This window comes from Oceanobacillus halophilus (assembly GCF_003628505.1).
In the GTDB taxonomy this organism is placed as follows: Bacteria; Bacillota; Bacilli; order Bacillales; family Amphibacillaceae; genus Oceanobacillus; species Oceanobacillus halophilus.
Genome location: NZ_RBZP01000004.1, coordinates 156207 through 181853, shown reverse-complemented (window position 1 = coordinate 181853; position 25647 = coordinate 156207). Strand labels below are relative to the sequence as shown.

The following is a 25647-nucleotide window of genomic DNA, read 5'->3' as shown; positions in this document are numbered from 1 at the left end:
GACCCCTCTGTTCATACTGTTACTAACAGTATAAACGGAGGGGTTTTTTCATGTTACGTATTATTTTCACTACAATATTCATTTTGTTTACAGCTAATGCAACCGTACAGGGGTTAGAAATGGATGAGCTGGAGGATATGGTATCTTTCGTTGATAGTCAAAATTTAACTGTGAGTAAATGGCAAGTTGTCATGAAAGAGAAAATGGAAGAAGAAGCGATAAGAGAAATAATAGAAGAACTTAAAAATAGTTATAAAGTCACTAGGACCGAAGATGAAAATATAATAAAATATCACATTAGAGACACTCATAAAGAAGCAAGCTTTAACGTAATATATAGTGTTGTACTACCTAAGGACAAGGTTTCTTATCCTGAACTGACAGTAGTTATCGAAGGGGAAGCATGGGATGAATCTGTTCAGTCTGATTATCGATTGATAAAAGATTCCATTTCTGCAAAATATTTCACAAAAAGTCAACGCGAATTTGCTTGGCTTCGTACTACTGGTAGTGATATAATCAGTGGAGGTGCATTTGAACATAATTTGACAAATCACTTCAATTTGCAACATCAAACTACACAATTAGACAAAGTTTCAAATTCTGTGTGTAGTAAATATATTTATGGGTATACACAAAAATGGAATGAAAAAATCACCATTGAAAACACCCCGATTAACATCCAAGTCGCAATAACCAAAAATGACAAAAGCATTCCAGAAATGACGTTAGGAACACCTATCCTAATAAATGAATATTAATATAGTGAAAATGGATCTGAAGGAGATTTGTAACATGGAAAAAATCATCGTAAGAGGCGGACACCAATTAAATGGTACTGTTCGAGTTGAAGGTGCCAAAAATGCGGTACTTCCGGTTATTGCTGCAAGCTTGATAGCGAGTGAAGGCAAAAGCATTATTACTGAAGTTCCTGTCCTAGCTGATGTATATACGATTAATGAAGTCTTACGAAATATGAACGCTGAAGTTAATTTTGATCCTGATAAAAATACGGTAACAGTAGACGCTTCCAATGAATTAAAGACAGAAGCACCATTCGAGTATGTTCGTAAAATGCGTGCTTCTGTGTTAGTGTTGGGACCATTATTGGCCCGTTATGGTCACGCGAAGGTTGCTATGCCTGGAGGGTGTGCGATTGGATCACGTCCAATTGATTTACACTTAAAAGGTTTCGAAGCAATGGGCGCCAAAATCCACGTTGGCAATGGCTTTGTAGAAGCAAATGTGGATGGACGCCTTAAAGGAGCTAAAATTTATTTAGATATGCCAAGTGTAGGTGCAACTGAAAATATTATGATGGCTGCTGCCTTAGCTGAAGGAAAAACCGTCATTGAAAACTGTGCAAAAGAGCCAGAAATAGTTGACCTTGCTAACTATCTGAATAAAATGGGTGCCAAAATTGTTGGTGCAGGAACAGAAACGATTCGAATTAAAGGTGTAGATAAATTACACGGGGTGAATCATCCAATTATTCCAGATCGGATAGAAGCAGGTACATTTATGGTTGCTGCTGCAATTACTGGTGGAAACATCTTAATTGAAAATGCAGAAGCTGATCATCTTCGTTCCGTTATTTCGAAATTAGAAGAAATGAACGTTACTATTCGAGAAGAAGCTGGTGGCATTCGAGTAATTGGGCCAAAACAAAGCGAATTAAAAGCTACGGATATTAAAACATTGCCATATCCTGGATTTCCAACCGATATGCAATCCCAATTAATGGCATTGATGCTGCAAGCAAAAGGCACAAGTGTTATCACGGAGACCGTTTTTGAAAATCGCTTTATGCATGTAGAAGAATTCAGACGAATGAATGCAAAAATGAAAATTGAAGGACGCAGTGTTATCATTGAAGGTCCATCCGAATTACAAGGTGCAGAAGTTGCTGCTACGGATTTACGTGCTGCGGCTGCATTGATATTGGCTGGACTATGTTCAGATGGCTACACTCGAGTAACGGAACTGAAACATCTTGACCGTGGATATGTAGACTTAGCAAGCAAATTAGCTTCACTAGGTGCTGATATTGAACGCGTAGATGAAGACGGTGAGGTTATGGTGAAAGTAGACCAAAAAAACAAACGAATGATAGCTAGATTATCTTAACAACAATAATTAGGCGTACAATAGATAAATGGAAATCGCATGGCTTTCTAGAAAATGAGAGCTGTGCGATTTTTATTATGGACTTATTTACGAACGTGCGACGTTGCAGCTGGGGGATGGTTTAATTTAACAGATGCTTGAGGGAACAACAAATATGTAACGGATGTAAAAGGGAAAATAGTTGAGCAATAAAATCAATTTTAAGAATATATAGAATATAATAGCGCAGAAGCTGTACGCCTGCAAGTATTTTTTTTGAATCAATAGAAATTAAACCTGATTTACCTCTCTATAAAAAACATCAAATTTCGATAAACAGTGACAGAAACAGAAACGATTTTCGTCTTTTAGTAAAAATATTATTTATTTTTAAACTAAATCATGATAAAATTAATAGAAAATTAACAATTATTAAAGATGATGAAATGTTTTATTGTTTTTAATTAGGTTGCGATACTGTAACTGGCTATAGTTTTCATAAAAGGAGAAAACATCATGGAAATAATCGATACACATTGCGATGCATTATTAAAGCTGCAACTAGCAAAACGAGGTGTATATTATAATAGGGAACCCCTTGATTATCAAAGTTCCGATGAATTACATACGAATCTCAAGCGATTACGAGCAGGCCAGGTGAAGGTACAGTTTTATGCTATTTTTATCATGCCTGATATTCCCTCTGATGAAAAGTGGCAGCATGCATTAGAACAAATTGATTTATTTTATACGGAGATCATTGCTAAGAATCCAGAAATCAAGCACATCAAAAATTGGAATGATATCGATGAATTGAAGGATGGTGAAATCGGTGCTGTTCTTACATTAGAAGGTGCTGATGCTTTTGGGAATGATCTAATAAAATTGAATCACCTTTATCGGTTAGGAGTTCTTTCCATTGGTTTAACCTGGAATAATGCAAATCTATGTGCTGATGGGGCTGAAGAGCCGCGTGGTGGAGGATTGACTTTACTTGGAAAAGAAGTAGTGAAGTTAAACAATCAGCACCGAGTATTTACCGATGTTGCACATTCGACCATTAAAGGATTTTGGGATATGGCGGAAATTGCTGACTACATCATTGATAGCCATGCGAATGCTAGAGCATTGTGTGACCATCCACGTAACTTAAATGATGAACAAATACGGATGTTAATTAAAAAAAATGGGATTATGCATGTAGTTTTTACGCCACCATTTATAAATAAAGACAGCAAAAAGGCTAATCTGACCGATTTAATTCGCCATATCGAACATATTTGTTCGTTGGGTGGGGTTAGAAATATTGGGTTTGGTTCGGATTTTGATGGTATTTCCTTATTTGTAGATGATTTGGAAAATGCTTCCCACTATCAAAATTTAATTAATGAACTGCTCCGTCATTATACAGAAGAGCAAGTCAGGGGATTTGCTTATCAGAATTTCTTGGATAAACGACCTAAATAGTTAGGTAGCAAAATGCAACCCATAGAAGAGGACTTAATCCAATAATAGTAGTGTCTCTTCTTTGTATGTTTTGCTAAAAATAAAAACTAAAATGTAAGCCCTTTTATATTTATGTTATTTGTATTAACGCAAAATTAATATTCCCTTTTTGTAAATTTCATGTTAAAGTTAATAGAAAATTACCAATTATAGGAAATTATGTAGAAGACGTACAGATGAAAAGGTAAATGTTATCTAAAAAAATCCATCTAGAAGCAAGACTCCTCTTAGTGACTTTTCGAAAACTACTTCACGCCACAAGATATTCAACATTCATTTCATTCTATCAGTAAGTATAAAAAATAGATTGCTAGTATTACAACGTAGAATATGGGGGGTGAGCATGGATATGCTCCGTTACATGTTAAGAAGATTGTTAATTGCACTTGTGACACTTTGGATTATTGTTACGATTACATTTATCCTGATGGTCACTGTGCCTGGTTCACCATTTAGTGATGAACGCTCATCCAATGAAGCAGTTCAGGCAAATTTGGAGGCACATTACAACTTAGATGATCCATATTATATGCAGTATTTACTTTATTTAAAAAATATTTCTATGCTTGATTTAGGTCCATCCATAAAACAACCCAATCAGACTGTCAATGACTTATTGGGAAGGGGATTTCCTATCTCTTTTGAACTAGGTATGATAACGATTATTTTTGCAGTTGTTTCTGGAGTAGTTTTAGGAATTATTTCTGCACTGAGACATAATGGAGTGCTTGATTATCTGTCCATGGGGTTTGCAGTATTGGGTATTTCCATCCCGAACTTTATTTTAGCTACCTTATTTATACAAAAATTAGCAGCAGATTGGGAGTTTTTCCCTGTTGCTACATGGTCAAGCCCAATGCATATGGTACTTCCAGTAGCGGCACTTGCCACGGGGCCGATGGCGATTATCGCTAGGCTGACAAGGTCTACGATGTTAGAAGTTTTAACACAAGATTACATAAAAATGGCTCGTGCGAAAGGTTTATCTCCATGGAAAATTACATTTAAACATGCACTTAGAAATGCGTTGATGCCTGTTGTGACGATTATGGGGACACTGCTTGCGGGGATATTAACGGGAACATTTGTTATTGAACAGATTTTTGCCATTCCGGGAATGGGTAAATACTTTGTTGAAAGTATCAACCAGCGTGACTATCCCGTAATTATGGGAACAACCGTTTTTTATAGTACCTTTTTGATTTTCATGCTTCTGCTAGTGGATATTGTTTATGGAATCATAGACCCTCGAATTAAATTACATAAAAAGGGAGGGGAGTAAGATGAAGACAGCTGAAGTAGAGGCTCAGCATTCTTCCTCCAAGATACCTGATGAGTGGTTTCAATTAAAAGAAAAGGATAAAAATGCATCTGAAGTTGTTTCTCGACCTTCCTTATCCTATTGGCAGGATGCATGGCGAAGATTACGAAAAAATAAAATGGCTATGTTAGGACTGGTTTTTCTTGTCATACTCTCGTTCATGGCAATTTTTGGACCAGTCATGACACCCTATGAAGTGAATAAACAGGACCTGCCGAATCAGTATCAAGCACCGTCATCGGAACACTGGTTTGGAACGGATTCTGCAGGAAGAGATGTTTTTACTAGAACATGGTATGGGGCGAGAATTTCCCTGTTCGTAGGGTTAGTAGCAGCACTAATTGATGTATTCATCGGAATTATTTATGGTGGGATTTCTGGATATAAGGGTGGACGTACCGATAATATCATGATGCGTATTATTGAAATTTTATATGGAATCCCTAGTTTACTAGTAACTATTCTATTGCTTGTGGTAATGGGACCTAGTTTGTTTACCATTATTCTCGCCTTAACGATAACCGGATGGGTGGGAATGGCCCGAATTGTTCGGGGGCAGGTGCTGCAAATCAAAAACTATGAATATGTCCTTGCCTCTCAATCATTCGGAGGAAAAACGGCACGGATTATTCGAAAACATCTGCTGCCAAATACAATGGGACCGATTATTGTTCAAATGACCTTATCTGTACCATCTGCTATTTTTGCGGAGGCTTTCTTGAGTTTCATAGGGTTAGGAATACAATCGCCATATGCGAGTTGGGGTGTGATGGCCAATGATTCACTTGGCGCCATTTTATCCGGTAATTGGTGGACGTTATTCTTCCCAGCCTTCTTTATATCTTTTACAATGTTTGCATTTAATGTCTTAGGTGATGGGCTTCAGGATGCACTGGATCCGAAGCTTAGGAAGTAGGTGACGATCATGGAAAAAATACTAGATATTAAAGATCTACATGTTACGTTTACAACTTATGGAGGAACCGTCCAGGCTGTTAGAGGTGTGGATTTATATCTGAATAAAGGAGAAACATTAGCCATTGTTGGTGAATCAGGGTGCGGGAAGAGTGTGACATCCAATGCCATTATGCGCTTGATTCCAAGTCCGCCAGGGAAAATTTCCAACGGTACGATTCATTTTAAAGGGCAAGACTTAACCAAAGTATCGGAGAAAAAGATGCGGTCTATCCGTGGTGTTGACATATCTATGATTTTTCAGGACCCAATGACCGCGTTAAACCCAACGCTAACAATTGGAACGCAATTAATGGAAGGGTTACGTCAGCATAAGGATGTATCGGTAAAAGAAGCCAAACAAAAAGCGATAGAGATGATGAACTTAGTTGGAATACCAAATCCAGAAGAAAGGCTAAAACAGTATCCACATCAATTTAGTGGTGGGATGAGGCAACGGATTGTTATTGCCATAGCCTTGATTTGTGAACCTGAACTTCTCATTGCAGATGAACCAACAACTGCTTTGGATGTAACCATTCAAGCGCAAATCCTGGAGCTCTTTGCAAAAATTCAAGAAGAAACAGGAGTCTCTATCATATTAATCACCCATGATTTAGGGGTGGTGGCTAAAATAGCCGATCGAATTGCAGTGATGTATGCAGGTAAGATTATCGAAACTGGCACGAAGCGGGATATTTTTTACCGCCCGCAGCATCCATATACAAAAGGTTTATTACACTCCGTTCCACGTTTGGATGAAAAAGGCAAACTGCATCCAATTGATGGGACACCACCAGATTTATTCTCACCTCCACAAGGTTGTCCTTTTGCAGCTAGATGTCCACTTGCTATGGAGGTGTGTGATAAAGTTTATCCCATTAAATCCGAGCGATCAGATACACATCAAGTGAACTGTTGGCTACAGGATGAACGGGCTAAACACTTACTAGCCGAAACAGCTAGCAAATAAATTTTTTTAAGAGGGGGAAAAAGCATGAAGAAGTTTCTCGTATTTCTTCTCACCGTATTAACTATTGCTGTTCTTGCAGCATGTACAACTGGTGAAGATGCAGGGGAAGAAACAACAGATGAGAGTGAAACAGAAGCGCCAGAAGAATCTGGAACAGAAGAAACAGAGGAAGGTACAGAGGAAGAATCGAGTGGAGACAAAGTGCTTCGTCTAAATAATGGAATTGAGCCGACTTCACTTGATCCATCTATTGGTTTTGACCAAGTATCATGGGATCCATTAAATAACCTAATGGAAGGCTTAACGCGTCTAGATCAAGAGCATGTAGCTGCTCCAGGTGCAGCAGAGAGCTGGGACATTTCTGAAGATGGTTTAACCTATACATTCCATCTTCGCGAGGATGCCAACTGGTCGAATGGGGACCCGGTTGTTGCTGAAGACTTTGTTTATGCATGGAAATACATGCTTGATCCAGAAACAGCATCTCCAGCTGCTTTCTTAGGGTACTTTATAGAAGGAGCTGAAGCATACAATGCAGGTGATGGTTCAGCTGATGATGTAGCCGTAACGGCGGTTGATGAAAAAACATTGGAAGTGAAACTGGAAGCACCAGCTGGTTTCTTCTTAGATGTATTAACCAATCCAGCATTCTTCCCGGTTAACCATAAGGTTGCTGAGGAAAATCCAGACTGGCATGCAGAAGCAGATTCATTTGTGGGTAATGGACCATTTATGCTTGAATCTTGGGAACATGACGTAGAAATGGTATTTGCGAAAAACCCGGAATATTGGGATGCTGACACCGTGAAATTAGATCAAATCCATTTTGCCATGGTTAATGATACCAATACACAGTACCAAATGTTTGAAAGTGGAGAACTAGACACAGCAAGTATTCCACCAGAATTATCTGATCAGCTAATTGATGGAGACGATGTTTTCATTGGTCCATATGGTGGTTTGGAATTTTTCCGCTTTAATGTAACAGCAGAACCATTCCAAAACAAGAAAATCAGACAGGCGTTTTCCTATGCAGTAAACCGTGATGATATTGCGCAATATGTAGTGAAAAATGGGGTAGAACCTGCTTACGGCTTCATCTCTCCTGGTTTCACGTCGCCAACTGGTGAAGACTTCCGTGATGTTAATGGAGATTTAGTATCCTTTGATGCAGAACAGGCGAAACAATTGCTAGAAGAAGGAATGGCTGAAGAAGGCTATGATGAGTTACCAGCTATTACATTGTCGTATAACACGAGTGATACAAATAAAGCAGTAGCGGAAACGTTACAAGATATGTTTATTGAGAATTTAGGTGTGGAAGTAACACTTGAAAACCAAGAATGGGGAGTTTTTGTTGAAGCACAGCAAAACCTTGAACTTCAACTTTCTCGTAGTTCATTCATTAATGACTACAATGACCCAGTTAACTTCCTGGAAAGCTTCATCACTGACTCTTACATGAATCGTACTGGATTCTCTAATGAAGAGTATGATGAGCTAATTGCTAATGGTAAATCAGAAACAGATCAAGAGAAACGCTGGGAATATTTATACGAAGCAGAAAAATTATTGGCTGAAGAAATGATTGCCATGCCAATTCGCTACTACAATACCGTTGTTCTAGAATCAGACGGTGTATCTGGAATACTTCGTCATCCAGTAGGATACTTTGATCTTAAGTATGCCGATAAACAATAATTTAAGTTTTGTGTGGAGAGGCTCATTTGAATGCAAATGGGCCCTCCTATTATATTTTAATTGATTATAGGAATTTGTCGTGGTTATATGGAAGTAATGGATTTGGATTTTTTACATATATTTTACTGATTGTTTGTTACATAATTTTACTATATGGTAACTGGGGGGCTTTAAATCGCTCCGGAAAAACCCCCACTAAGTTTAAAAGAAAAAATATTTCTACATAAAATACATCGAAGGAGTGACTGACATATGATTAAACCAAATAGATTGCAAAAGGGAGATACGATTGGTGTGATTGCGCCTGCAGGGCCTCCAAAAATGGAAAAACTGAAGCAAGCAATTCCACTTATTGAAAGCTTTGGACTTCGTGTTCAATTAGGGAAACATGTGGATAAAGTTCATGGCTATTTAGCGGGCACGGACCAACAACGTTTGGAAGATTTTCATGATATGATTGCCAATCCAACTATAAAGGCAATCATTTTTGCGCGTGGTGGTTATGGAACGGGACGGATTGCTCCTTTCTTAGACTATCAATTAGTTAAAAATAATCCTAAAATCATCTGGGGATATAGCGACATTACCTTTTTACATACAGCCATTCGTCAATTAACTGGCTTGGTAACTTTTCATGGTCCAATGCTTGCATCCGATCTTGGAAAAGAAGATTTTGATACATATTCCCTGTCTTTGTTTCAGCAACTTTTCGACCCTGAGACACTGATTTATTCGGAAAATAATTCTATTAATCTTAACCCACTTCAAATACTCGCTCCCGGTGAAGCAGAAGGGCAATTAGTTGGTGGGAACTTATCCCTATTAAATAGCACATTAGGAACGCCGTATGAAATTGATGTGAAAGATAAACTGCTATTAATTGAAGATATAGGAGAAGAACCTTATCAAGTGGACAGCATGCTTAACCAATTAAAATTATCTGGTAAAATAGAGGATGCAAACGGAATTATCGTTGGTGATTTTGCCGAAACAGAGACCGAACTAACCTCTTCTCTTACACTAGAGCAGGTTTTCCAAGAATATTTTGCTGACCTATCTATACCAGTAATGAGTGGATTTAATATCGGCCACTGTTTCCCACACTTCGCTGTGCCATTAGGAACGAAGGCAAGGTTGTCAACAAGTAGGAAAACGTTGGAGATTGAGCCTGGGGTTGGGTGATGGTTGTTGTAGGGGGCCGAGGTTGATATGGAGCGCGGGTCGGTTGATAGAACGGTGAACGCGGTTGATAGAGATCTCGAGTCGGTTGATAGAGAGCGCGAGCCGGTTGATAGAACGGAGAACGCGGTTGATATGGATCTCGAGCCGGTTGATAGAACAGCCATCGCGGTTGATAGAACCCCTGAGTCGGTTGATAGAACAGCCATCGCGGTTGATAGAGCCCCCTGAGCCGGTTGCCAGAACAGCGAACGGACCTAATAAAAGATCAATGAACATAGGAGGATACAGAAAATGAAAATAACAGACATCCAAACATTCCGAGTGGCTATTCCATTACATACACCTTTTAAGACAGCACTTCGTACCGTGACGGTGGCTGAGACAATTGTAACAAAAGTTACGTGTGATAATGGGGTTGTCGGATGGGGGGAAGCACCTCCGACACATGTAATCACGGGAGATAGCTTAGATAGCATTGAATTTGCGATTAATGGGATTTTTAAACCGCTATTAATGGATGAGTCTCTTGCTAATCGGGAAGAGGTATTCGAAAAGATTCATGGAAGTATGGTTGGAAATTCCAGTGCAAAAGCAGCGATGGATATGGCATTATATGATTGTATTGCTCAACGTGCGGATATGCCACTTTATCAGTTTATTGGTGGTTATCAAGATACGATTGAGACGGATTATACGGTGAGTGTGAATAGTCCGGAAGAAATGGCTCGAGATGCGAGAAAATATGTGGATAATGGATTTTCTGTTTTAAAGATTAAAGTAGGGAAGGATCTTATTGAAACGGATATTAAGCGGATTGAAGCCATTCGAAAGGAAATAGGTTCGGAGGTAGTGATCCGTTTGGATGCGAACCAAGGATGGAAACCGAAAGAAGCGGTTCAGGCGATTCGAAAAATGGAAGAGCGCGGATTAAATATTGAACTAATTGAACAGCCGGTGAAAGCACATGATTTTGATGGATTGAAGTATGTGACGGATAATACGGAAACGGCCATTATGGCTGATGAAAGTGTCTTTTCCTCTTATGATGCGAAAAGAATTCTTGAAATGGGTGCGGCTGATTTAATAAATATAAAATTAATGAAAGCTGGCGGTATTCATCAAGCGGTGAAAATAGCCAAACTCGCTGATAGTTATGGGGTAGAATGTATGGTTGGAAGTATGATTGAGACGAAAATTGGCATTACGGCTGCAGCACATTTTGCAGCAAGTCAGCCAAACGTTACACGCTTTGATTTTGACGCGCCACTCATGTTAGCAGGGGATATAGCAGATGGTGGGATTACGTATAAGGGCCGAGTGATAGAGCTAGGAAGTCAAGCGGGGCTTGGAATTCGCGGGATGGATGAGTCGTTCTTGATAGAAAAATAAGTGCAAGCCATTCCTACTGTATCGGGTATAAAACATAGTAAGCACGAATTTCGGTCAAACGTTTGTTTTAAAGAATCCATTAAAACAAACGTTTGATCGAATAAATGAAAAACAGGAAAGGAGCATGATGATGTTTAAACAAACGTTTGATCTATTCCCAGAAGAGATGTGGGTAACCGCTGTTCAGGTAGCAACCGTGTGGACGAAACCGGAATCAGTACGGGAAATCGATCAGCCTGGAGTAACCAATCCAACCAATATAGAAGGTTGGATAGATTCACTAGATTATCAAGCTAGTCTTGCATTATGCGATGAAAATAGAGTGCAAAGCCAGTTATTATATGGAGAACCAGTCCTCGTGACGGAAATAAAAGATGACTTTGCGCATGTGATTATTCCAAGTCAGCCATCGAAAAAGGATGAGAGAGGTTATCCAGGCTGGGTACCTTTGAGTCAATTGAAAAAGGTAAATAAAGCGGATTGGGTTCAACCTAAGACGGCAGCTGTGAATACAGGGAAAGCCTGGCTGGAATCTGAAACAGGCGAAAAAGTAATGAAGCTTAGTTACCAAACGTTATTACCAGTAGCAGCGGTTGGGGATAATCGTGTGGAAGTGAAGACAGCCCATGGAAACAGATTTCTGCCATTACAAGATGTTCGTATTTTTCAAACCGAAGAAGGAATCGAACCGGGCAGCGGAGAAAATATTGTAAAAGCTGGAGAACCGTATCTTAACCTATCTTATTTCTGGGGTGGAATGAGTGCGTTTGGCTATGACTGTTCTGGCTTGGCCTATGCAACCCACAAAGCTAATGGCTACAAGATTCCTCGAGATGCTGGTGATCAAGCAAATGCGGGAAGCGAGGTACCGTTAGATTCCTTAGAAATCGGTGATTTGCTCTTTTTTGCTTATGAAGAAGGAAAAGGGAAAATCCATCATGTAGGGATTTATTATGGAGATGGCAAAATGCTTCACTCGCCTCAAACTGGAAAAGGCATCGAGATTACGCCACTTGCAGGAACAAAATATGAAAAAGAGCTTTGTGCAGCAAGACGGTATTGGAAGTAACTTGGACACCGCCGTATAGCAAGATTTTTAAATAGATATAACATGGAATCCGGTGAAATTTTGTTTTCTTATTTCTGGTGCAAAGGGGAATATTCATGAATGAAAAGATTTTGGAAGTAAAAAACTTAACCAAAAACTTTGAGATGGGGAAAGGGAAAGTCTTAAAGGCGGTAAATGATGTCACATTTCATGTGAACAAAGGGGAAACGTTTGGTTTGGTGGGGGAATCTGGATGCGGTAAATCCACCATTGGCCGAACAATCATGGGGCTATATAATAAAACAAGCGGAGATGCTATTTTTGATGGCGTTAATATCCATGAATTAAATGAAAAGGAAAAGTTTAAATTTCACCGTAGAATGCAAATGATTTTTCAAGACCCTTATGCTTCACTCAATCCAAGATCGACGGTTAAAGAAGTTATCTCAGAACCGATGGAAATCCATGGTCTGTATAAAGAGAAAACAGAACAATTGGATCGGGTATATGAATTGTTGGAAGAGGTAGGCTTAAATCGCGATCATGTGAATCGCTATCCTCACGAGTTCAGTGGCGGACAGCGACAACGGATTGGCATTGCCAGAGCACTGGCGCTTGATCCAGAATTTATTATTGCTGATGAGCCAATCTCTGCCTTGGATGTTTCTGTGCAGGCACAGGTGGTGAATCTATTAAAGGACTTGCAAACGGAAAAGGGCCTAACCTTTCTATTTATTGCCCATGATTTGGCGATGGTACGTCAATTTGCTGATCGAATCGGTGTGATGTATTTAGGGAATATGGTGGAATTAACGGACAGCAATCAGTTGTATGAAAATCCACTTCATCCTTATACGAAGGCATTACTTTCTGCTATTCCGATACCAGACCCAGATATGGAGGAAAAACGGGAAAGGATTATCCTGGAGGGCGAATTGCCAAGCCCTATTAATCCACCAAGTGGCTGTGTTTTCCGGACGCGTTGTCCGATGGCAATGGAAGTTTGCTCCAAGGTTAAACCAGTATGGCAGGAAGTGGGACAAAACCATTATGTTGCTTGTCATTTATACGATGATACATTAGATGAAAAGGAAAAAGAAAAAGTGGAACCGGTTATGAATTAAATAAGTGTGCCCCATACATTAGCTTGCGCGATGTATGGGTATTTTTATGTTGGGAACATTGGCCTATACACTTCTAGCAAAAATAAGTTCTGCAAATACCTCCAGCATCATATTCTTACATAGGAGCTCATTCGTTCCTGCAAAACATTTTTCATTTTTTGGTTCTATTGAAATGAGTTTCTTAATAAATTGTTTAATAGGGATGCTAGATTAGACAAAATTCATAAGACAAAAGAGGAGGTAAGCTGTGAACGGACGTAAATATCCATACAAACCAGTCAGACGATGGAAACGAAAAAACTCGATATTGATCAAGCAATTAAAGAAGAAACACTCATCTTATGGGAAAACATACTATAAAACGAAAAACACGAAAGCAAATTTTAAAAAAGTCATTCCAATGAAAACGACAAACACATCACGACCATGGAGTCTTCCGACGGCATTTACTATAATGGTGCTCGTACTAATTATTCTAGTTATCCCGACAATGATTGTCGTTCCATTTGGCAGTAAAGGACAGGAAGCGGCTACAGTCACCAAAACAATGGATACAACGGTAGAAACTGCATCTTCGCCATTTGCGGTAGAGGTGATGCGTTCATCGACAGATACGGTGGAGAATATTCCGCTAGAAGATTATGTGGCTGGGGTAGTTGCTGCTGAGATGCCAGCGGAGTTTGAATTAGAAGCTTTAAAGGCCCAGGCGCTGGCGGCAAGAACGTATACAGTTAATCACTTGCTTCATGGAGATGAAGCAGTTGAATATGATGTTACCGATACAGTTACTCATCAAGTGTACTTAAGTGAAGAAGATTTAATTAAACAATGGGGCAGTGAATACCCAGAGAAAATGAACAAGATAAAAAAAGCGGTGAATGCAACCAAAGGACAGATACTAACGTATGAAGAGTCACCAATAACAGCAGCATTTTTTTCAACAAGCAATGGCTACACGGAAAACTCGGAAGACTATTGGGAAAACGAATTGCCTTACTTAAGAAGTGTGGAAAGTCCGTGGGATGAAGATTCCCCTAAATTCCTAAGCCAGGATACTTTTACAGTAGAACAAATTGAAACAGCTTTAGAAATCGATCTGCCTAATGATAAACCTTCCTATATAGAAGAGGCTCGCACAGATAGCGGTCGGGTAAAAGAAATAGGAATTGAAGGAAATAATTTCTCAGGGAGAGAAATACGGGAGAAATTAGAATTGAAATCAAGTGATTTTACCATTAAACAAAACAATGGACACTTTGTCATCACGACAGAAGGCTATGGCCATGGAGTTGGCATGAGCCAGTACGGTGCCCATTATATGGCGCAAAGTGGAAAAACATATGAAGACATTATCAATCATTATTACCAAGGTGTACAAATCAGCTCCGTAGATGAAACCGCACCAACCCTCGTCTCGAAATAAGGCGGGGGGTTTTTTTGTCTGTCTTTTGAGATGGAGGCTTTTTATTGAGTTTTACAGTTGGTAGAAATTGTTGATAATTTAAATTCATAGTAAGGTGCATAACCCCGCTGCGGAAATACACTCCGCTTTCCGCGGGGAGCTGGTGAGCCTCCTCCGTGCTAACGCACTACGCAGTCTCACCGATGCTCTTCTTCCCGCAGGAGTCTCCGTGTATTTCCTCCGCTATGTTGTCTGCTCTACATTATATATTTAAGGAGAATAATAATCTTAAATGTGATCTTATGAGTTATAAAACTAAACATGAACACCTATCAAAGCGGAGGCAGAATACGAAGACTCCTGCGGGAATAGCACGTGTCCGAAGACCCCGCAGCGATGGTCTTTCCGCGAGGAGGCTGAGGCCGTGTCCGCGGAAAGCGTAGTATTCTGCCGGAGCGAATACCTGCACAAAACAATCATAAGTGCGAGCGAGAACTCCACTATTCTAAATGAAGTCTACAGTCTTGGAGGAGCAATAATCTATTAGAGGATAATCTTTTCTATAAAAACACACCCTCTCACAACCATATAAACCCTTAATTTACCCATGTTTTATAAAAAAATGCATAAAATATCATAATTTTTTTGCGGAAATGTATATATTTCTTCTTTTCTGATAACAATGGTTTTTGAGGTGATGTTCTAATGAGTGAAGAAAAACAAGGAACTCCAAAAAATAAATGGAGTCGTATTTTCCGGAAGAAATGGTTTTTCCCAGCATTATATTTAACCATTGCAGCTCTTCTATTAGCAGTTGTCGTTTGGTACCAAAATCTAGATAATCAAGTACCAAGTGCGGATGAAGAAGTGCAAGACGAGCAAGTGACAGATAATTACGAGCCAACTCCAGATGGGGAAGAAGCACAGCCAGTACTCGATCAGCAAGAAACTATTAAGTTCCCATTAACAGATCCAGATCAAGCAGAAATCGTAACTAAATTTTATGATTACAATGCATCAGAAGAAGATCAAGAAAATGCTTTGGTATTCTATAATAATAGATATTACCAAAGTACAGGAGTTGACTTTGCTTCAGAAGAACCATTTGAAGTACAAGCTTCACTAAGTGGTACGGTTACGGAAGTGAAAGAAGATCCATTGTTAGGTAATGTTGTCATATTGTCGCATGAAAATGATGTAACAACATACTATGCAAGCCTTGGTGAAGTTGCCGTAACTGCTGGTGACGAAGTAAAACAAGGGGACCAATTAGGAACAGCTGGGAAGAATATTTTCGGAAAAGATAACGGAACGCATGTACATTTTGAACTAAGAAAAGGTGACAAAGGAGTCAATCCAGAAAGCTTCTTCAATCAGCCAGTTAGTGCTCTAGATGAGCTTGAAGGCGAAGAAGTTAGTGAAGAATCAGAAGGAAGCGAAGAATCTGCAGCAAGTGAAGAAGCAGAATCCGAAGAAGCTTCTGAGCCAACGGACTCTGAAAATGTGACCGATGAAGAATCAACAGATGAAACTGAAGAATCTGCGGATGAAGAAGAAACAGATTCTGACAAGGAAGAAGAAGATTCTTCAGATAACTCCTAAATTTTACTAGATAGGAGGAAAATACTCTAGCAATCTCTTGCTAGAGTATTTTTATTTATTAAATATTTTTTCACTTGTATAGACCTGTTCAAAGTGCATGGTTACAGGCTTTTAGAAGTCTGAACATCAAATTATGTCGAACGATTATTCTATTTTTGAGCAATAATTATGATAATATAAAGATGTCAGAAAATGATTTATTATTCATTTTTTTGCAGAATCTCAGTCAAGTTTACACAAATGATAAATAGAGAAGATAGAGATCATTTTTCATCGTGTAGGAAAGGGGAATAGGAATGAAGTTGTCAGCTGTAGAATTAATATCAGATACCAATGATTTAACCTTTGAACAGCTTATAGTTGCGCTTGAAATGGAGCATGACGAAGATAGACTATTGGATAAAATAAAAGATTTTTGCTTACAATCTTCTTCTAACGACATTCAGAAAAAAGGCATGGAATTTCTTCTGATGAATGGTTATTATGAAGATCTGAAAAAGCTAATTAAAATAAATGAACAATCTCCGGAATGGTCCAATCGACAGTGGGCAGAGGTATATAAAATTTTTCTAGCATTAAAGCGTCGTGATTACGAACCTAACCAGCTCATTGATAAGATGGAAAGGATCCATACGAGTGAACCTGAACTTCTTTGCTTACTGGAGTTTGCAAAAGTAAACGTACAATACAATATGGAGTATTATTATAATCTCGGAAATTCCTTAAAAGCATATGAAGAATTAATAAAGGAAATAGATGACTTTTTCTTTTTAAAAAGTCTAAAAATCAGATATAACCAAGTAGCACTCGTCTATACGTTAATGAGGAATGAAATCATTGTCGCTCGCAGGCTAGCCTATAAAATATTTAATGAAACTAGTAACCCAAGTGTACGCATGGATACTCACATAAAAATTGGATTATCCTATACTTTTGAATCCTATATTCAAGCTATGTTTCATATGAAAGAAGCGCTAAGCATAGCCAAAAAATATAATATAAAATCTGCTATTTACTTAATTGAACAACAAAATATCCCATTTTTAGCAGCCCACTTCAATAAAGCAGAACATATATCAACCACTGAAAAAAGCGAACAAGCCCACCTTGAAATAGCCAAAGGAAATAAACAAAAGGCGATTGAATTGTTAGAAAATATCCCGTTAAATACACCATTTCGCAAATACTATTTGGGAAAAGCAAAACAGGATAGAACCTTATTAGTACAATCATATAAGGATTTTGTCCATAAGCGCAGCGACTATTTTTTCAGCAGGTTGCCGCTAAATGAGCTAAGAAAGTTATATGTATGAGAGTTTGCAAGTCCTTTCTAAAAGGGTTTGTATATAAAAAGTCCATTTAAAAATGGAAAAGGAGAGGTTTCATGAAAAGAAACAAATTTCTTTTACTGATGGTAGTTGTAGGAGTTATAGTTGTGACTGGAGCCTGGGATACAGCTTATGATCCAGGATTAGGGGATTTATTTTCATAGGTAAAAACGAAGGATGCTGCACGAAAATGCGGCATCCTATTTTCATGATTTTATGTTTGGCGGTGATTTATCTAAAAATTGTTTAAAAATACTTCTTGTCCGTTGTCCTAAATGTTCAAATTTTATCATAAACATGAGTTAAGTGTAATAAAATGATTACAAATCAGTCATTTAGCAACATCTGAGGTGAGAGCTCATGTGGCTGGTAGGACATATGTAAAATGAATGCTACCTTTCTATATTTATTCGATGAAAATACAGAAAATTCTTGTAATTAATTTTATAAAAAAGAACTTTAAATATATATTGTACATAGACACATTTGCAGATCCGAACGATTCTCCGATGAATGAACAAGCCGCATTACTTGAACACCTTGTCTCAATTATGCACCTCGGAAGTTATCAACTTAGGGAGGCGAACGGTGTGCACGATTACATCAAAGAAAGAACGCTTAGGATAGGAAGACATATCGTAGAGACGAAGAAAACCGTACGTACGATAGCTAAGGAATTTGGCGTTTCCAAAAGTACCGTCCACAAAGACCTTACAGAACGCTTACCAGAAATTAACCCCGAATTAGCCAATCAAGTTAAAGAAGTCCTGGAATACCACAAAGCAATTAGACATCTTAGAGGAGGTGAGGCCACGAGGAAAAAATACAAAGTTAATCCCAAAAGCGAAGACACCGCAAAACCAGTAGGATAAGGTAGGAGGAAAAACATAGGTGAAAAAAGTCAGCCTGTTGAAGTTGGAGGCTGGCTTTTTTATGTGGTTTTGGGGGTGTGGAATGGTAAGGTAGTGTGGGAGGGCGGGTTTTTGGTGGATGGGTGTTAATGGAAGTGTGTGGGGATGGATATCGACGGAAACCAGCCGGATATCGACCATATTTAAGTGTATATCAACGTTCGATGAGATTATATCAACATAAAAAGGTGGTAAATCAACGGAGGCCCGGGATATCGACGGAACTCAGCCAGATATCGACCATATTTAGTTGTATATCAACGTTAAATGATATTATATCAACACAAAAAGGTGGTAAATCAACGAAGGACCGGGATATCAACGGAACCCAGCCAGGTATCGACCATATTTAGTTGTATATCAACGTTAAATGATATTATATCAACACAAAAAGGTGGTAAATCAACGAAGGACCGGGATATCAACGGAACTCAGCCAGGTATCGACCATATTTAAGTGTATATCAACGTTCGATGAGAGTATATCAACAATAAATGGTGGTAAATCAACGGAGGCCTAGGATATCAACGGAACCCAGCCAGATATCGACCATACTTAAGCGTATATCAACGTTCGATGAGATTATATCAACAATAAAAAGTGGTAAATCAACGGACGCCCAGGATATCAACGGAACTCAGCCAGATATCAACGAAAGCAAATGCTAAATCAACGACTTCTAAGCACCTATCAACGAGAAATATTTGTATCAACATCAAACAGTGGGAAATCTACTTTGTATACCTATCACCACCTTTGCCGCAGTTCACAAAAATTCGACAAAAAACTTTTCATTATAGCAGTTAATTGTTGAAATTTGTGGTAAAATATTGTACTAGTAGCATTATGTTTTCGGACAGATGCAAGATAGTTAAGCTTAGGAGGATCTACACACATGTTTTCTAGGGATATTGGAATTGACCTTGGAACGGCGAATGTTTTAATTCATGTTAAAGGTAAAGGAATTGTTTTGAACGAACCATCCGTTGTTGCTATGGATCGTAACACAGGGAAAGTCCTTGAAGTTGGTGAAGCGGCACGACGCATGGTTGGACGAACACCAGGGAACATTGAGGCAATTCGCCCTCTTAAAGATGGCGTAATAGCTGATTTTGATGTTACAGAAGCAATGCTCAAGCATTTTATCAATAAAATCAATGTGAAAGGATTTCTTTCTAAACCTAGAATGCTTATTTGTTGCCCAACAAACATTACCAAAGTGGAGCAAAAAGCGATCAAGGAAGCAGCGGAGAAATCTGGCGGGAAAAAAGTGTACTTAGAAGAAGAACCGAAAGTAGCGGCAATTGGGGCAGGAATGGAAATCTTCCAGCCTAGCGGTAATATGGTTGTAGATATCGGTGGCGGTACGACGGATGTAGCTGTGTTATCGATGGGAGGAATTGTTACTTCTGAATCGATTAAAATGGCTGGGGATAAATTCGATGTCGAAATTCTCCAATATATCAAGAAAAAATATAAACTTCTAATCGGTGAACGTACGGCGGAAGATATCAAAGTCGAAGTTGCAACGGTTTTTGAAGGCTCAAGAAACGAAGAGATTGATATTCGCGGTCGTGACATGGTTTCCGGGCTTCCACGTACCATTACTGTAAACTCGGTAGAAATTGAAGAAGCACTGCGCGAATCCGTTTATTTAATTGTACAAGCTGCAAAATCCGTACTAGAGCGCACACCACCTGAACTATCTGCAGACATTATTGATCGCGGAATTATTCTAACAGGCGGTGGAGCATTGGTTCACGGAATCGATCAATTGCTTGCAGAAGAATTGAAAGTCCCTGTGTTTATTGCGGAAGAGCCAATGAACTGTGTTGCAAAAGGTACAGGCATTATGCTTGAAAACATTGACAAAGTGGAAAGAAAAGCCATCTAAATAGGGTTCAAAAGGAGGATGAAAAGGAACGAGAAATTTGCGGGTTGCACAGCTAACGTCGAAATTTCACGTGCCCTTTTTATCCTTTTGCTCTTTTATAAGGTTCTTTTCTATTTCCGTAGCGGGGTTAATCACATTACTATGAATTCATATTAATTTCTATCAACTGATAAGCTGAAATAAAGAAATGATCCTTACATAAACATTTTTTTCAAGTAACGGAGGAATCCAAATGTTAAGAGGTTTTTATACAGCTGCAAGTGGGATGATTGCCCAGCAGCGATCTCAGGAAGCATTGTCTAATAATATCGCGAATATGAATACTCCTGGTTACAAAGCAGATCAAGCAGCTAAACGAGCTTTTCCGGAACTGTTAATTCAGCAGATGAGTTCGAAGCAAATTCCTGCTTCAAATGGGTCGAATATCACCTCGAAAAAAACTATCGGTTCTTTAAACACTGGTGTGTATGTACAGGAAATGATTCCGAACTTTTCCCAAGGAGATATAAGGGAAACATCTATCAAAACAGACTTGGCAATTGTTCCAGGAAATGTTCCGGATGAAGATGGCGCCTTATTTTTTACCGTTCAAAACGAAGATGGTGAAGTGCGTTATACAAGAAACGGGAATTTCACGGTGGATGGACAAGGTTTTCTTGTGACTGGTCAAGGATACTATGTGTTAGATGATGCAGGTAACCCAATTGAAACAGATGGAATGGAATTTATCGTGGATCCAGATGGAACGTTGCAAACGGCAGATGGACAAACAATTGAACTGGGAATTTCCTACACGGATAACGTTCTTGACATGGTAAAAGAGGGTAATGATTTGTTTAACGGGGAAGCAGCTGCTGTCCCAGAGGGAACGACATTTACGGTGAAGCAAGGTTTTCTTGAAGGATCCAATGTAGATGCAATGCAAACGATGACAGATATGATGACTGCGTACCGTTTATTTGAAACGAATCAGCGAGTACTGAAGGCATACGATGAGAGTATGGGAAAAGCGGTTAATGACATAGGGAAACTAGGGTAATAGAAAAACAGGAGGCAAATGGTAGGAACGAACGGGAACTTAACATTTGCTATCTTTGTTGATTGGAGGGGAATGAATGTCACGAACGATGATACAAGCTGCAGTTACGATGAATCAGTTGCAAAATAAATTGGATTTAATCAGCAATAACATGGCTAACAGTCAGACTACTGGATATAAGACCCGAGAAGCAGAATTTTCCTCGCTACTATTTCAGCAGATGAATAACTTGAAAAATCCGGAAAATGATGAAGTGCGTATGACTCCAGATGGTATTCGAATTGGCTCCGGCGCTCGGCTGGGATCTGAGAACATGAATCTGACTCAAGGAGCAATCAAAAACACTGGTCGGGCGTTGGATACAGCATTGCTGGAGGAAAATTACCTTTACCAGATTCAAGTGACCGAGAATGATGTGACCGAAACAAGATACACACGTGATGGCGCCTTTTATTTGAGTCCGATGGAAGATAATGAAACAGTCATGCTCACAACAAGTGACGGACATCCCGTTCTGGGTGCTGATGGTCCAATTGTCATAGCAGATGGATTTGAAGCTATTTCGATTGGGGAAAACGGACAAGTACAAGTGAAACGTGGGAATCAGACGGAAACTGCTGGAACAATCGAGGTTGTACAAGCAGTTCGTCCTAATTTGCTAGAAGCAACTGGGGGAAACATGTTTCGGCTTCCTGACTTAGCAGAACTTGGCCTTGATTTTGAAGAGATTATTCAAAATCCAGAACAAAATCGTGCACTTGTACAGAGCCAAGCATTGGAACAATCCAATGTCGATGTCGCTAAGCAAATGTCTGATTTGATCTTAACGCAAAGATCGTACCAGTTTAATTCTCGTACGATTTCCATGAGTGATCAAATGATGGGGCTTGTGAATCAATTGAGATCTTGATGACTTAAACTTGATTCTTCTGTAAAGCTCTATTCAAAAAGATTGTTGCTTTTTTTAACATGACTTTACCTTACATCTTGTATAGACTGTGGGTTACTTTTATTAAGAATAGTATTGCTCTCGCTCACTCTTATGATTAGTTTGTGCGGTGAAACGCTCCGGCAGAATACTTGTGGTTCGCGGGCACGGCCTCAGCCTCCTCGCTGAAAACCGTAACTGCACCTGTGTCCACAAGTACCGCTTCGAAGTAGGATTCCTCAGCTCAAGGGCCATAGAAGATTAATCAAGTAGTCACCTTACTGGGGGTCTTGGGACACGTGCTTTTCTCCCGCAGGACTAGGAAGTCTACGTCAGCATTGCATCGCACGAAGAAAATTGCCTTTTATTTTCGAGGAGACTCCGTATTCTGCCTCCGCTAAGATAGATGCACAAGATATATTTGAGAGAAAGTTCTTGAAATCACGTTTAAGATCATTTTTATTCTTGAAAATAGCTTATTTCCTGTTTATACAAGTAGAGCAGACGCACAGCGGAGGAAATACACGGAGACTCCTGTGGGAAGAAGAGCATCGGTGAGACTGCTTTGTGCGTCAGCACAAAGGAGGCTCACCAGCTCCCCGCGGAAAGCGTAGTGTATTTCCGTAGCGGGGTTAAGCACATTACTATGAATTCAGATTATCAACAGTTTCTGTCAACTGTAAAACTTCAAAAGCAACAAACTATGTGAAAAGAGCCTTCTGTAAAAAGTGCGATTAAATAAACTCTTAAGAAACAAGCAATAAAAATTAACTTCTAAACTAAAAATAAGACGAATATACTAAAAAAAGAATGGGGAATTCCGTTAATTACCAGTAAAAAATTGAAAAAATTCTAGATATATATGACTATCTTGTGATAAACTTTTATATAATAAGATTGTCCTGAAAAAACTAATAGGACTGTTTGTCAGGGATTAAGGAGTTAACTGCCATGTCAACAAACCAATTAGAAAAAGTTGCTGAGAAACCATCACGAAAATTGCTAAAGGATAAAAAGCAAAAATCAGTGGAAAAAGAATCTCAAGCAACAGATAAACAAACGAGAAAGCAGCAAAAGGAGAAACGAAAAGCGGCCAAGCGTGAAAACAAACGTCCTAGAAGGCGTATCTTTCCCATTTGGCTCCGTATCATTCTTCTTATCATTTTTGCAGCCGCAGCGTTAGTTGCAGGTTTAATGGTCGGGTATGGAATTATGGGAGATGGCAACCCAACAGATATTTTAAAAACTGAAACCTGGCAACACATAATCGATATCGTATTTAAAGAAGCATAGAATGTTCCTGGAAAAGGAATATTCTGTGCTTTTTCGTGTTTATGGGAGGGAGAAGGTATTGGGGTGTGTGATGGGGTAAAGCGATCTACTTGTTAATGGATGTTTCGTTGATATCCGCCTCAAGTTCGTCGATATCTACCTTGAACGTAGATAAGTTGCAAGTGAACGTTGATAATATGCTGTTTCATGTAGATAAGTGTGCAAGTTTCGTTGATATCCGCCTGAAGTTCGTCGATAACTGCCCAGAACGTAGATAAGGTGCAAGTGAACGTTGATAACAAGCTAATTCGTGTAGATAAAAAAGCAAGTTTCGTTGATATCGACCTCAAGTTCGTCGATATTCCCTTCAGTCGATGATATACCTCTACCCATTCCCATTATCATCTTTCATACCTTCCCAAACTACAACTCCAACTTCCTTCCCAACTGCTGAAATGATATAATAACTCCAAGTAAATACCAATGAGAAGGAGTACGATAATGATGATGGATATCGAACAAATTAAAGAAGTTATTCCGCATCGCTATCCGTTTTTATTAGTGGATAAGGTGACGGAGATGGAAGAAGGTAAGCGCGTTGTGGGGTTGAAAAATGTAACCGCAAATGAACCTTTTTTCCAAGGACATTTTCCTGAATATGCGGTAATGCCGGGAGTTTTGATTATCGAAGCACTTGCACAGGTTGGAGCGATTGCGGTGTTAAATATCGAAGCGAATAAAGGGAAACTAGGATTTTTAGCTGGCGTGGATAAATGCCGTTTCAAACGCCAAGTAAGACCGGGCGATCAATTAAAGCTCGAAGTGGAAATTACTCGCATGAAAGGACCTATCGGAAAAGGAAAAGGAATCGCCACGGTTGACGGTGAGCTTGCCTGTGAGGCAGAGATTACTTTTGCGATCAAATAGCTAATACATAAGTTAACGAGAAATTTTTACAAAAACTTACAAAAAACACGTATTAGTTCCCTCAGAATGGACAACCTAATGGAGAAACGTACATCAAAGGAGGAAACTAATGTGAATAAAAAATATTTATTTAAGTTAGGTGCGCCAATCCTGGCATTATCTTTAGTTGCTGCATGTGGTAATGACGATGATCCAGATCCAATTGAAGATGATGCACCAGTTGAGGATGAAGCTCCTGATGGAGAAAATGGTGATACAGAAGCTCCATTAACGGATGAAGATGAAGCGCCATTAAACCAGGAAGATGACAATGGCAATGAAAATATCATGGAAGATGATGGAGAAAATGGTGCCGACAATAATGGCGACGATGAAGTATTAGAAGAACCAAATGACATTGGTGAAGACGAAGAAGAATAATGAACATATGAGAAAAACTTGGCTATCGCAAGAAATTACAGGCGATAGCTTCAGTTATACTTAATTAAGCAAAAAAAAGCAGAACATCCTATTCGATTATTAGGGGGTTCTGCTTTATATATGTATATCGATAGTTTTGCCTAATGTCGGATGACTGGCTGACTCGGTTGATTCTCCAAGCATGTTAGCTAACTGACTACCTTGCTGATCGGCCATATTCATTACTTTGTCCATCAATGCAACACCAGCATTCGCTCGTACTTCACTTTGTGCCATCACTACGGAAAGTCCTGCAATATCCAAAATATCCCTCCTCGATTGATTTTAGTATAGCATACATCCTATTTTGGTTGCTAGGATGAAATGGAAGTAAAATGCGACTAATTACCTAGTTGTGAATCTGAATTTTCTCAAGGAAATTAGCGTATTTTTCTAAAAAGATTCCCCCTTGTTCCCGTTAGACTAGTATTCCTAAAAATTTCCAATAAATAAAAATTTTAAAACAATTTTAAATAATATATTGAATTTTTTGTTCAATATAGTAAAATAGTATTAGAAAACGCGCGAAATGACAAAATGCAGCAAAATACGAACCATAAAAAAACTAAAAAATGGAAAAG

General features: G+C 39.0%; 24 protein-coding genes. 23 read left to right on the top strand and 1 reads right to left on the bottom strand.

What is annotated here, in order from left to right:
- Positions 1 to 50: 50 nt before the first annotated feature.
- From D8M06_RS08330 to D8M06_RS08220, 23 genes are all read left to right on the top strand, one after another.
- A complete protein-coding gene (locus tag D8M06_RS08330; protein WP_121203932.1) occupies positions 51 to 761 on the top strand; it encodes a YwmB family TATA-box binding protein in 711 nt (236 codons plus the stop codon).
- Between the two features lie 34 nt (positions 762 to 795).
- On the top strand, positions 796 to 2127 hold the full coding sequence (murA, locus tag D8M06_RS08325; RefSeq protein WP_121203931.1) for a UDP-N-acetylglucosamine 1-carboxyvinyltransferase: 1332 nt from the start codon (positions 796 to 798) through the stop codon (positions 2125 to 2127).
- 495 nt (positions 2128 to 2622) lie between these two features.
- A complete protein-coding gene (locus D8M06_RS08320; protein ID WP_121203930.1) occupies positions 2623 to 3573 on the top strand; it encodes a dipeptidase in 951 nt (316 codons plus the stop codon).
- A gap of 388 nt (positions 3574 to 3961) precedes the next feature.
- Positions 3962 to 4894 carry an ABC transporter permease gene (locus D8M06_RS08315; protein WP_121203962.1) on the top strand — a complete coding sequence of 311 codons (933 nt, stop codon included), beginning with the start codon at positions 3962 to 3964 and terminating at the stop codon, positions 4892 to 4894.
- A 1-nt stretch (position 4895) separates the two neighbouring features.
- Positions 4896 to 5849, top strand: a complete 954-nt coding sequence (locus D8M06_RS08310; RefSeq protein WP_121203929.1) for an ABC transporter permease — start codon at positions 4896 to 4898, stop codon at positions 5847 to 5849.
- A gap of 9 nt (positions 5850 to 5858) precedes the next feature.
- Entirely contained in the window at positions 5859 to 6860 is a 1002-nt protein-coding gene (locus D8M06_RS08305) for an ABC transporter ATP-binding protein (protein ID WP_121203928.1), read from the top strand.
- A 24-nt stretch (positions 6861 to 6884) separates the two neighbouring features.
- Positions 6885 to 8561: a peptide ABC transporter substrate-binding protein gene (locus D8M06_RS08300; RefSeq protein ID WP_121203927.1), complete on the top strand. Its 1677-nt coding sequence runs from the start codon at positions 6885 to 6887 to the stop codon at positions 8559 to 8561.
- A 252-nt stretch (positions 8562 to 8813) separates the two neighbouring features.
- A complete protein-coding gene (locus D8M06_RS08290) occupies positions 8814 to 9743 on the top strand; it encodes a S66 peptidase family protein (protein ID WP_121203925.1) in 930 nt (309 codons plus the stop codon).
- A gap of 64 nt (positions 9744 to 9807) precedes the next feature.
- On the top strand, positions 9808 to 10038 hold the full coding sequence (locus D8M06_RS08285) for a hypothetical protein (RefSeq protein ID WP_147404962.1): 231 nt from the start codon (positions 9808 to 9810) through the stop codon (positions 10036 to 10038).
- Positions 10035 to 11132, top strand: a complete 1098-nt coding sequence (locus D8M06_RS08280) for a dipeptide epimerase (RefSeq protein ID WP_121203923.1) — start codon at positions 10035 to 10037, stop codon at positions 11130 to 11132. Before D8M06_RS08285 ends, D8M06_RS08280 begins: the two co-directional genes overlap by 4 nt.
- Before the next feature lie 130 nt (positions 11133 to 11262).
- Positions 11263 to 12201 (top strand): C40 family peptidase, encoded by a 939-nt coding sequence (locus D8M06_RS08275; RefSeq protein WP_121203922.1) that lies wholly within the window; start codon positions 11263 to 11265, stop codon positions 12199 to 12201.
- Between the two features lie 95 nt (positions 12202 to 12296).
- Positions 12297 to 13304, top strand: a complete 1008-nt coding sequence (locus D8M06_RS08270) for an ABC transporter ATP-binding protein (protein ID WP_121203921.1) — start codon at positions 12297 to 12299, stop codon at positions 13302 to 13304.
- Between the two features lie 400 nt (positions 13305 to 13704).
- Entirely contained in the window at positions 13705 to 14727 is a 1023-nt protein-coding gene (spoIID, locus tag D8M06_RS08265; RefSeq protein ID WP_121203961.1) for a stage II sporulation protein D, read from the top strand.
- A gap of 684 nt (positions 14728 to 15411) precedes the next feature.
- On the top strand, positions 15412 to 16308 hold the full coding sequence (locus D8M06_RS08260; protein WP_121203920.1) for a stage II sporulation protein SpoIIQ: 897 nt from the start codon (positions 15412 to 15414) through the stop codon (positions 16306 to 16308).
- Between the two features lie 296 nt (positions 16309 to 16604).
- Positions 16605 to 17621 carry an AimR family lysis-lysogeny pheromone receptor gene (locus tag D8M06_RS08255; RefSeq protein WP_121203919.1) on the top strand — a complete coding sequence of 339 codons (1017 nt, stop codon included), beginning with the start codon at positions 16605 to 16607 and terminating at the stop codon, positions 17619 to 17621.
- 605 nt (positions 17622 to 18226) lie between these two features.
- Positions 18227 to 18508 (top strand): sporulation transcriptional regulator SpoIIID, encoded by a 282-nt coding sequence (spoIIID, locus tag D8M06_RS08250; protein WP_121203960.1) that lies wholly within the window; start codon positions 18227 to 18229, stop codon positions 18506 to 18508.
- A 128-nt stretch (positions 18509 to 18636) separates the two neighbouring features.
- On the top strand, positions 18637 to 18900 hold the full coding sequence (locus D8M06_RS19695) for a hypothetical protein (RefSeq protein ID WP_158591763.1): 264 nt from the start codon (positions 18637 to 18639) through the stop codon (positions 18898 to 18900).
- Positions 18901 to 19442: 542 nt separating this feature from the next.
- On the top strand, positions 19443 to 20441 hold the full coding sequence (gene mreB, locus D8M06_RS08245) for a rod shape-determining protein (protein ID WP_121203918.1): 999 nt from the start codon (positions 19443 to 19445) through the stop codon (positions 20439 to 20441).
- 232 nt (positions 20442 to 20673) lie between these two features.
- A complete protein-coding gene (locus D8M06_RS08240) occupies positions 20674 to 21480 on the top strand; it encodes a flagellar hook-basal body protein (protein ID WP_121203917.1) in 807 nt (268 codons plus the stop codon).
- A gap of 76 nt (positions 21481 to 21556) precedes the next feature.
- The gene (locus D8M06_RS08235; protein ID WP_121203916.1) at positions 21557 to 22390 is read left to right on the top strand and encodes a flagellar hook-basal body protein; all 834 of its coding nucleotides are present in this window, start codon (positions 21557 to 21559) and stop codon (positions 22388 to 22390) included.
- 969 nt (positions 22391 to 23359) lie between these two features.
- Positions 23360 to 23701, top strand: a complete 342-nt coding sequence (locus D8M06_RS08230) for a DNA-directed RNA polymerase subunit beta (RefSeq protein ID WP_121203915.1) — start codon at positions 23360 to 23362, stop codon at positions 23699 to 23701.
- Positions 23702 to 24184: 483 nt separating this feature from the next.
- Complete coding sequence (gene fabZ, locus D8M06_RS08225) at positions 24185 to 24607, top strand: 3-hydroxyacyl-ACP dehydratase FabZ (protein ID WP_121203959.1); 423 nt, start codon at positions 24185 to 24187, stop codon at positions 24605 to 24607.
- 111 nt (positions 24608 to 24718) lie between these two features.
- Complete coding sequence (locus D8M06_RS08220; protein ID WP_121203914.1) at positions 24719 to 25027, top strand: hypothetical protein; 309 nt, start codon at positions 24719 to 24721, stop codon at positions 25025 to 25027.
- A 114-nt stretch (positions 25028 to 25141) separates the two neighbouring features.
- Here the strand turns inward: D8M06_RS08220 and D8M06_RS08215 are convergent, their stop codons facing one another.
- Positions 25142 to 25330, bottom strand: coding sequence for a YjfB family protein (locus D8M06_RS08215; RefSeq protein WP_121203913.1), 189 nt, complete (start codon positions 25328 to 25330; stop codon positions 25142 to 25144).
- Positions 25331 to 25647: the final 317 nt, after the last annotated feature.

What these genes read in the sequence shown, in the direction of transcription:
- mreB (WP_121203918.1), top strand. Translation starts at nt 19,443, where the DNA reads ATGTTTTCTAGGGATATTGGAATTGACCTTGGAACGGCGAATGTTTTA.
- D8M06_RS08275 (WP_121203922.1), top strand. Translation starts at nt 11,263, where the DNA reads ATGTTTAAACAAACGTTTGATCTATTCCCAGAAGAGATGTGGGTAACC.
- D8M06_RS08330 (WP_121203932.1), top strand. Translation starts at nt 51, where the DNA reads ATGTTACGTATTATTTTCACTACAATATTCATTTTGTTTACAGCTAAT.
- D8M06_RS08300 (WP_121203927.1), top strand. Translation starts at nt 6,885, where the DNA reads ATGAAGAAGTTTCTCGTATTTCTTCTCACCGTATTAACTATTGCTGTT.
- D8M06_RS08320 (WP_121203930.1), top strand. Translation starts at nt 2,623, where the DNA reads ATGGAAATAATCGATACACATTGCGATGCATTATTAAAGCTGCAACTA.
- D8M06_RS08255 (WP_121203919.1), top strand. Translation starts at nt 16,605, where the DNA reads ATGAAGTTGTCAGCTGTAGAATTAATATCAGATACCAATGATTTAACC.
- D8M06_RS08290 (WP_121203925.1), top strand. Translation starts at nt 8,814, where the DNA reads ATGATTAAACCAAATAGATTGCAAAAGGGAGATACGATTGGTGTGATT.
- D8M06_RS08235 (WP_121203916.1), top strand. Translation starts at nt 21,557, where the DNA reads ATGTCACGAACGATGATACAAGCTGCAGTTACGATGAATCAGTTGCAA.
- D8M06_RS08280 (WP_121203923.1), top strand. Translation starts at nt 10,035, where the DNA reads ATGAAAATAACAGACATCCAAACATTCCGAGTGGCTATTCCATTACAT.
- D8M06_RS19695 (WP_158591763.1), top strand. Translation starts at nt 18,637, where the DNA reads ATGGAAGTGTGTGGGGATGGATATCGACGGAAACCAGCCGGATATCGA.
- murA (WP_121203931.1), top strand. Translation starts at nt 796, where the DNA reads ATGGAAAAAATCATCGTAAGAGGCGGACACCAATTAAATGGTACTGTT.
- spoIID (WP_121203961.1), top strand. Translation starts at nt 13,705, where the DNA reads ATGAAAACGACAAACACATCACGACCATGGAGTCTTCCGACGGCATTT.
- fabZ (WP_121203959.1), top strand. Translation starts at nt 24,185, where the DNA reads ATGATGGATATCGAACAAATTAAAGAAGTTATTCCGCATCGCTATCCG.
- D8M06_RS08305 (WP_121203928.1), top strand. Translation starts at nt 5,859, where the DNA reads ATGGAAAAAATACTAGATATTAAAGATCTACATGTTACGTTTACAACT.
- D8M06_RS08270 (WP_121203921.1), top strand. Translation starts at nt 12,297, where the DNA reads ATGAATGAAAAGATTTTGGAAGTAAAAAACTTAACCAAAAACTTTGAG.
- D8M06_RS08230 (WP_121203915.1), top strand. Translation starts at nt 23,360, where the DNA reads ATGTCAACAAACCAATTAGAAAAAGTTGCTGAGAAACCATCACGAAAA.
- D8M06_RS08260 (WP_121203920.1), top strand. Translation starts at nt 15,412, where the DNA reads ATGAGTGAAGAAAAACAAGGAACTCCAAAAAATAAATGGAGTCGTATT.
- D8M06_RS08240 (WP_121203917.1), top strand. Translation starts at nt 20,674, where the DNA reads ATGTTAAGAGGTTTTTATACAGCTGCAAGTGGGATGATTGCCCAGCAG.
- D8M06_RS08315 (WP_121203962.1), top strand. Translation starts at nt 3,962, where the DNA reads ATGCTCCGTTACATGTTAAGAAGATTGTTAATTGCACTTGTGACACTT.
- D8M06_RS08310 (WP_121203929.1), top strand. Translation starts at nt 4,896, where the DNA reads ATGAAGACAGCTGAAGTAGAGGCTCAGCATTCTTCCTCCAAGATACCT.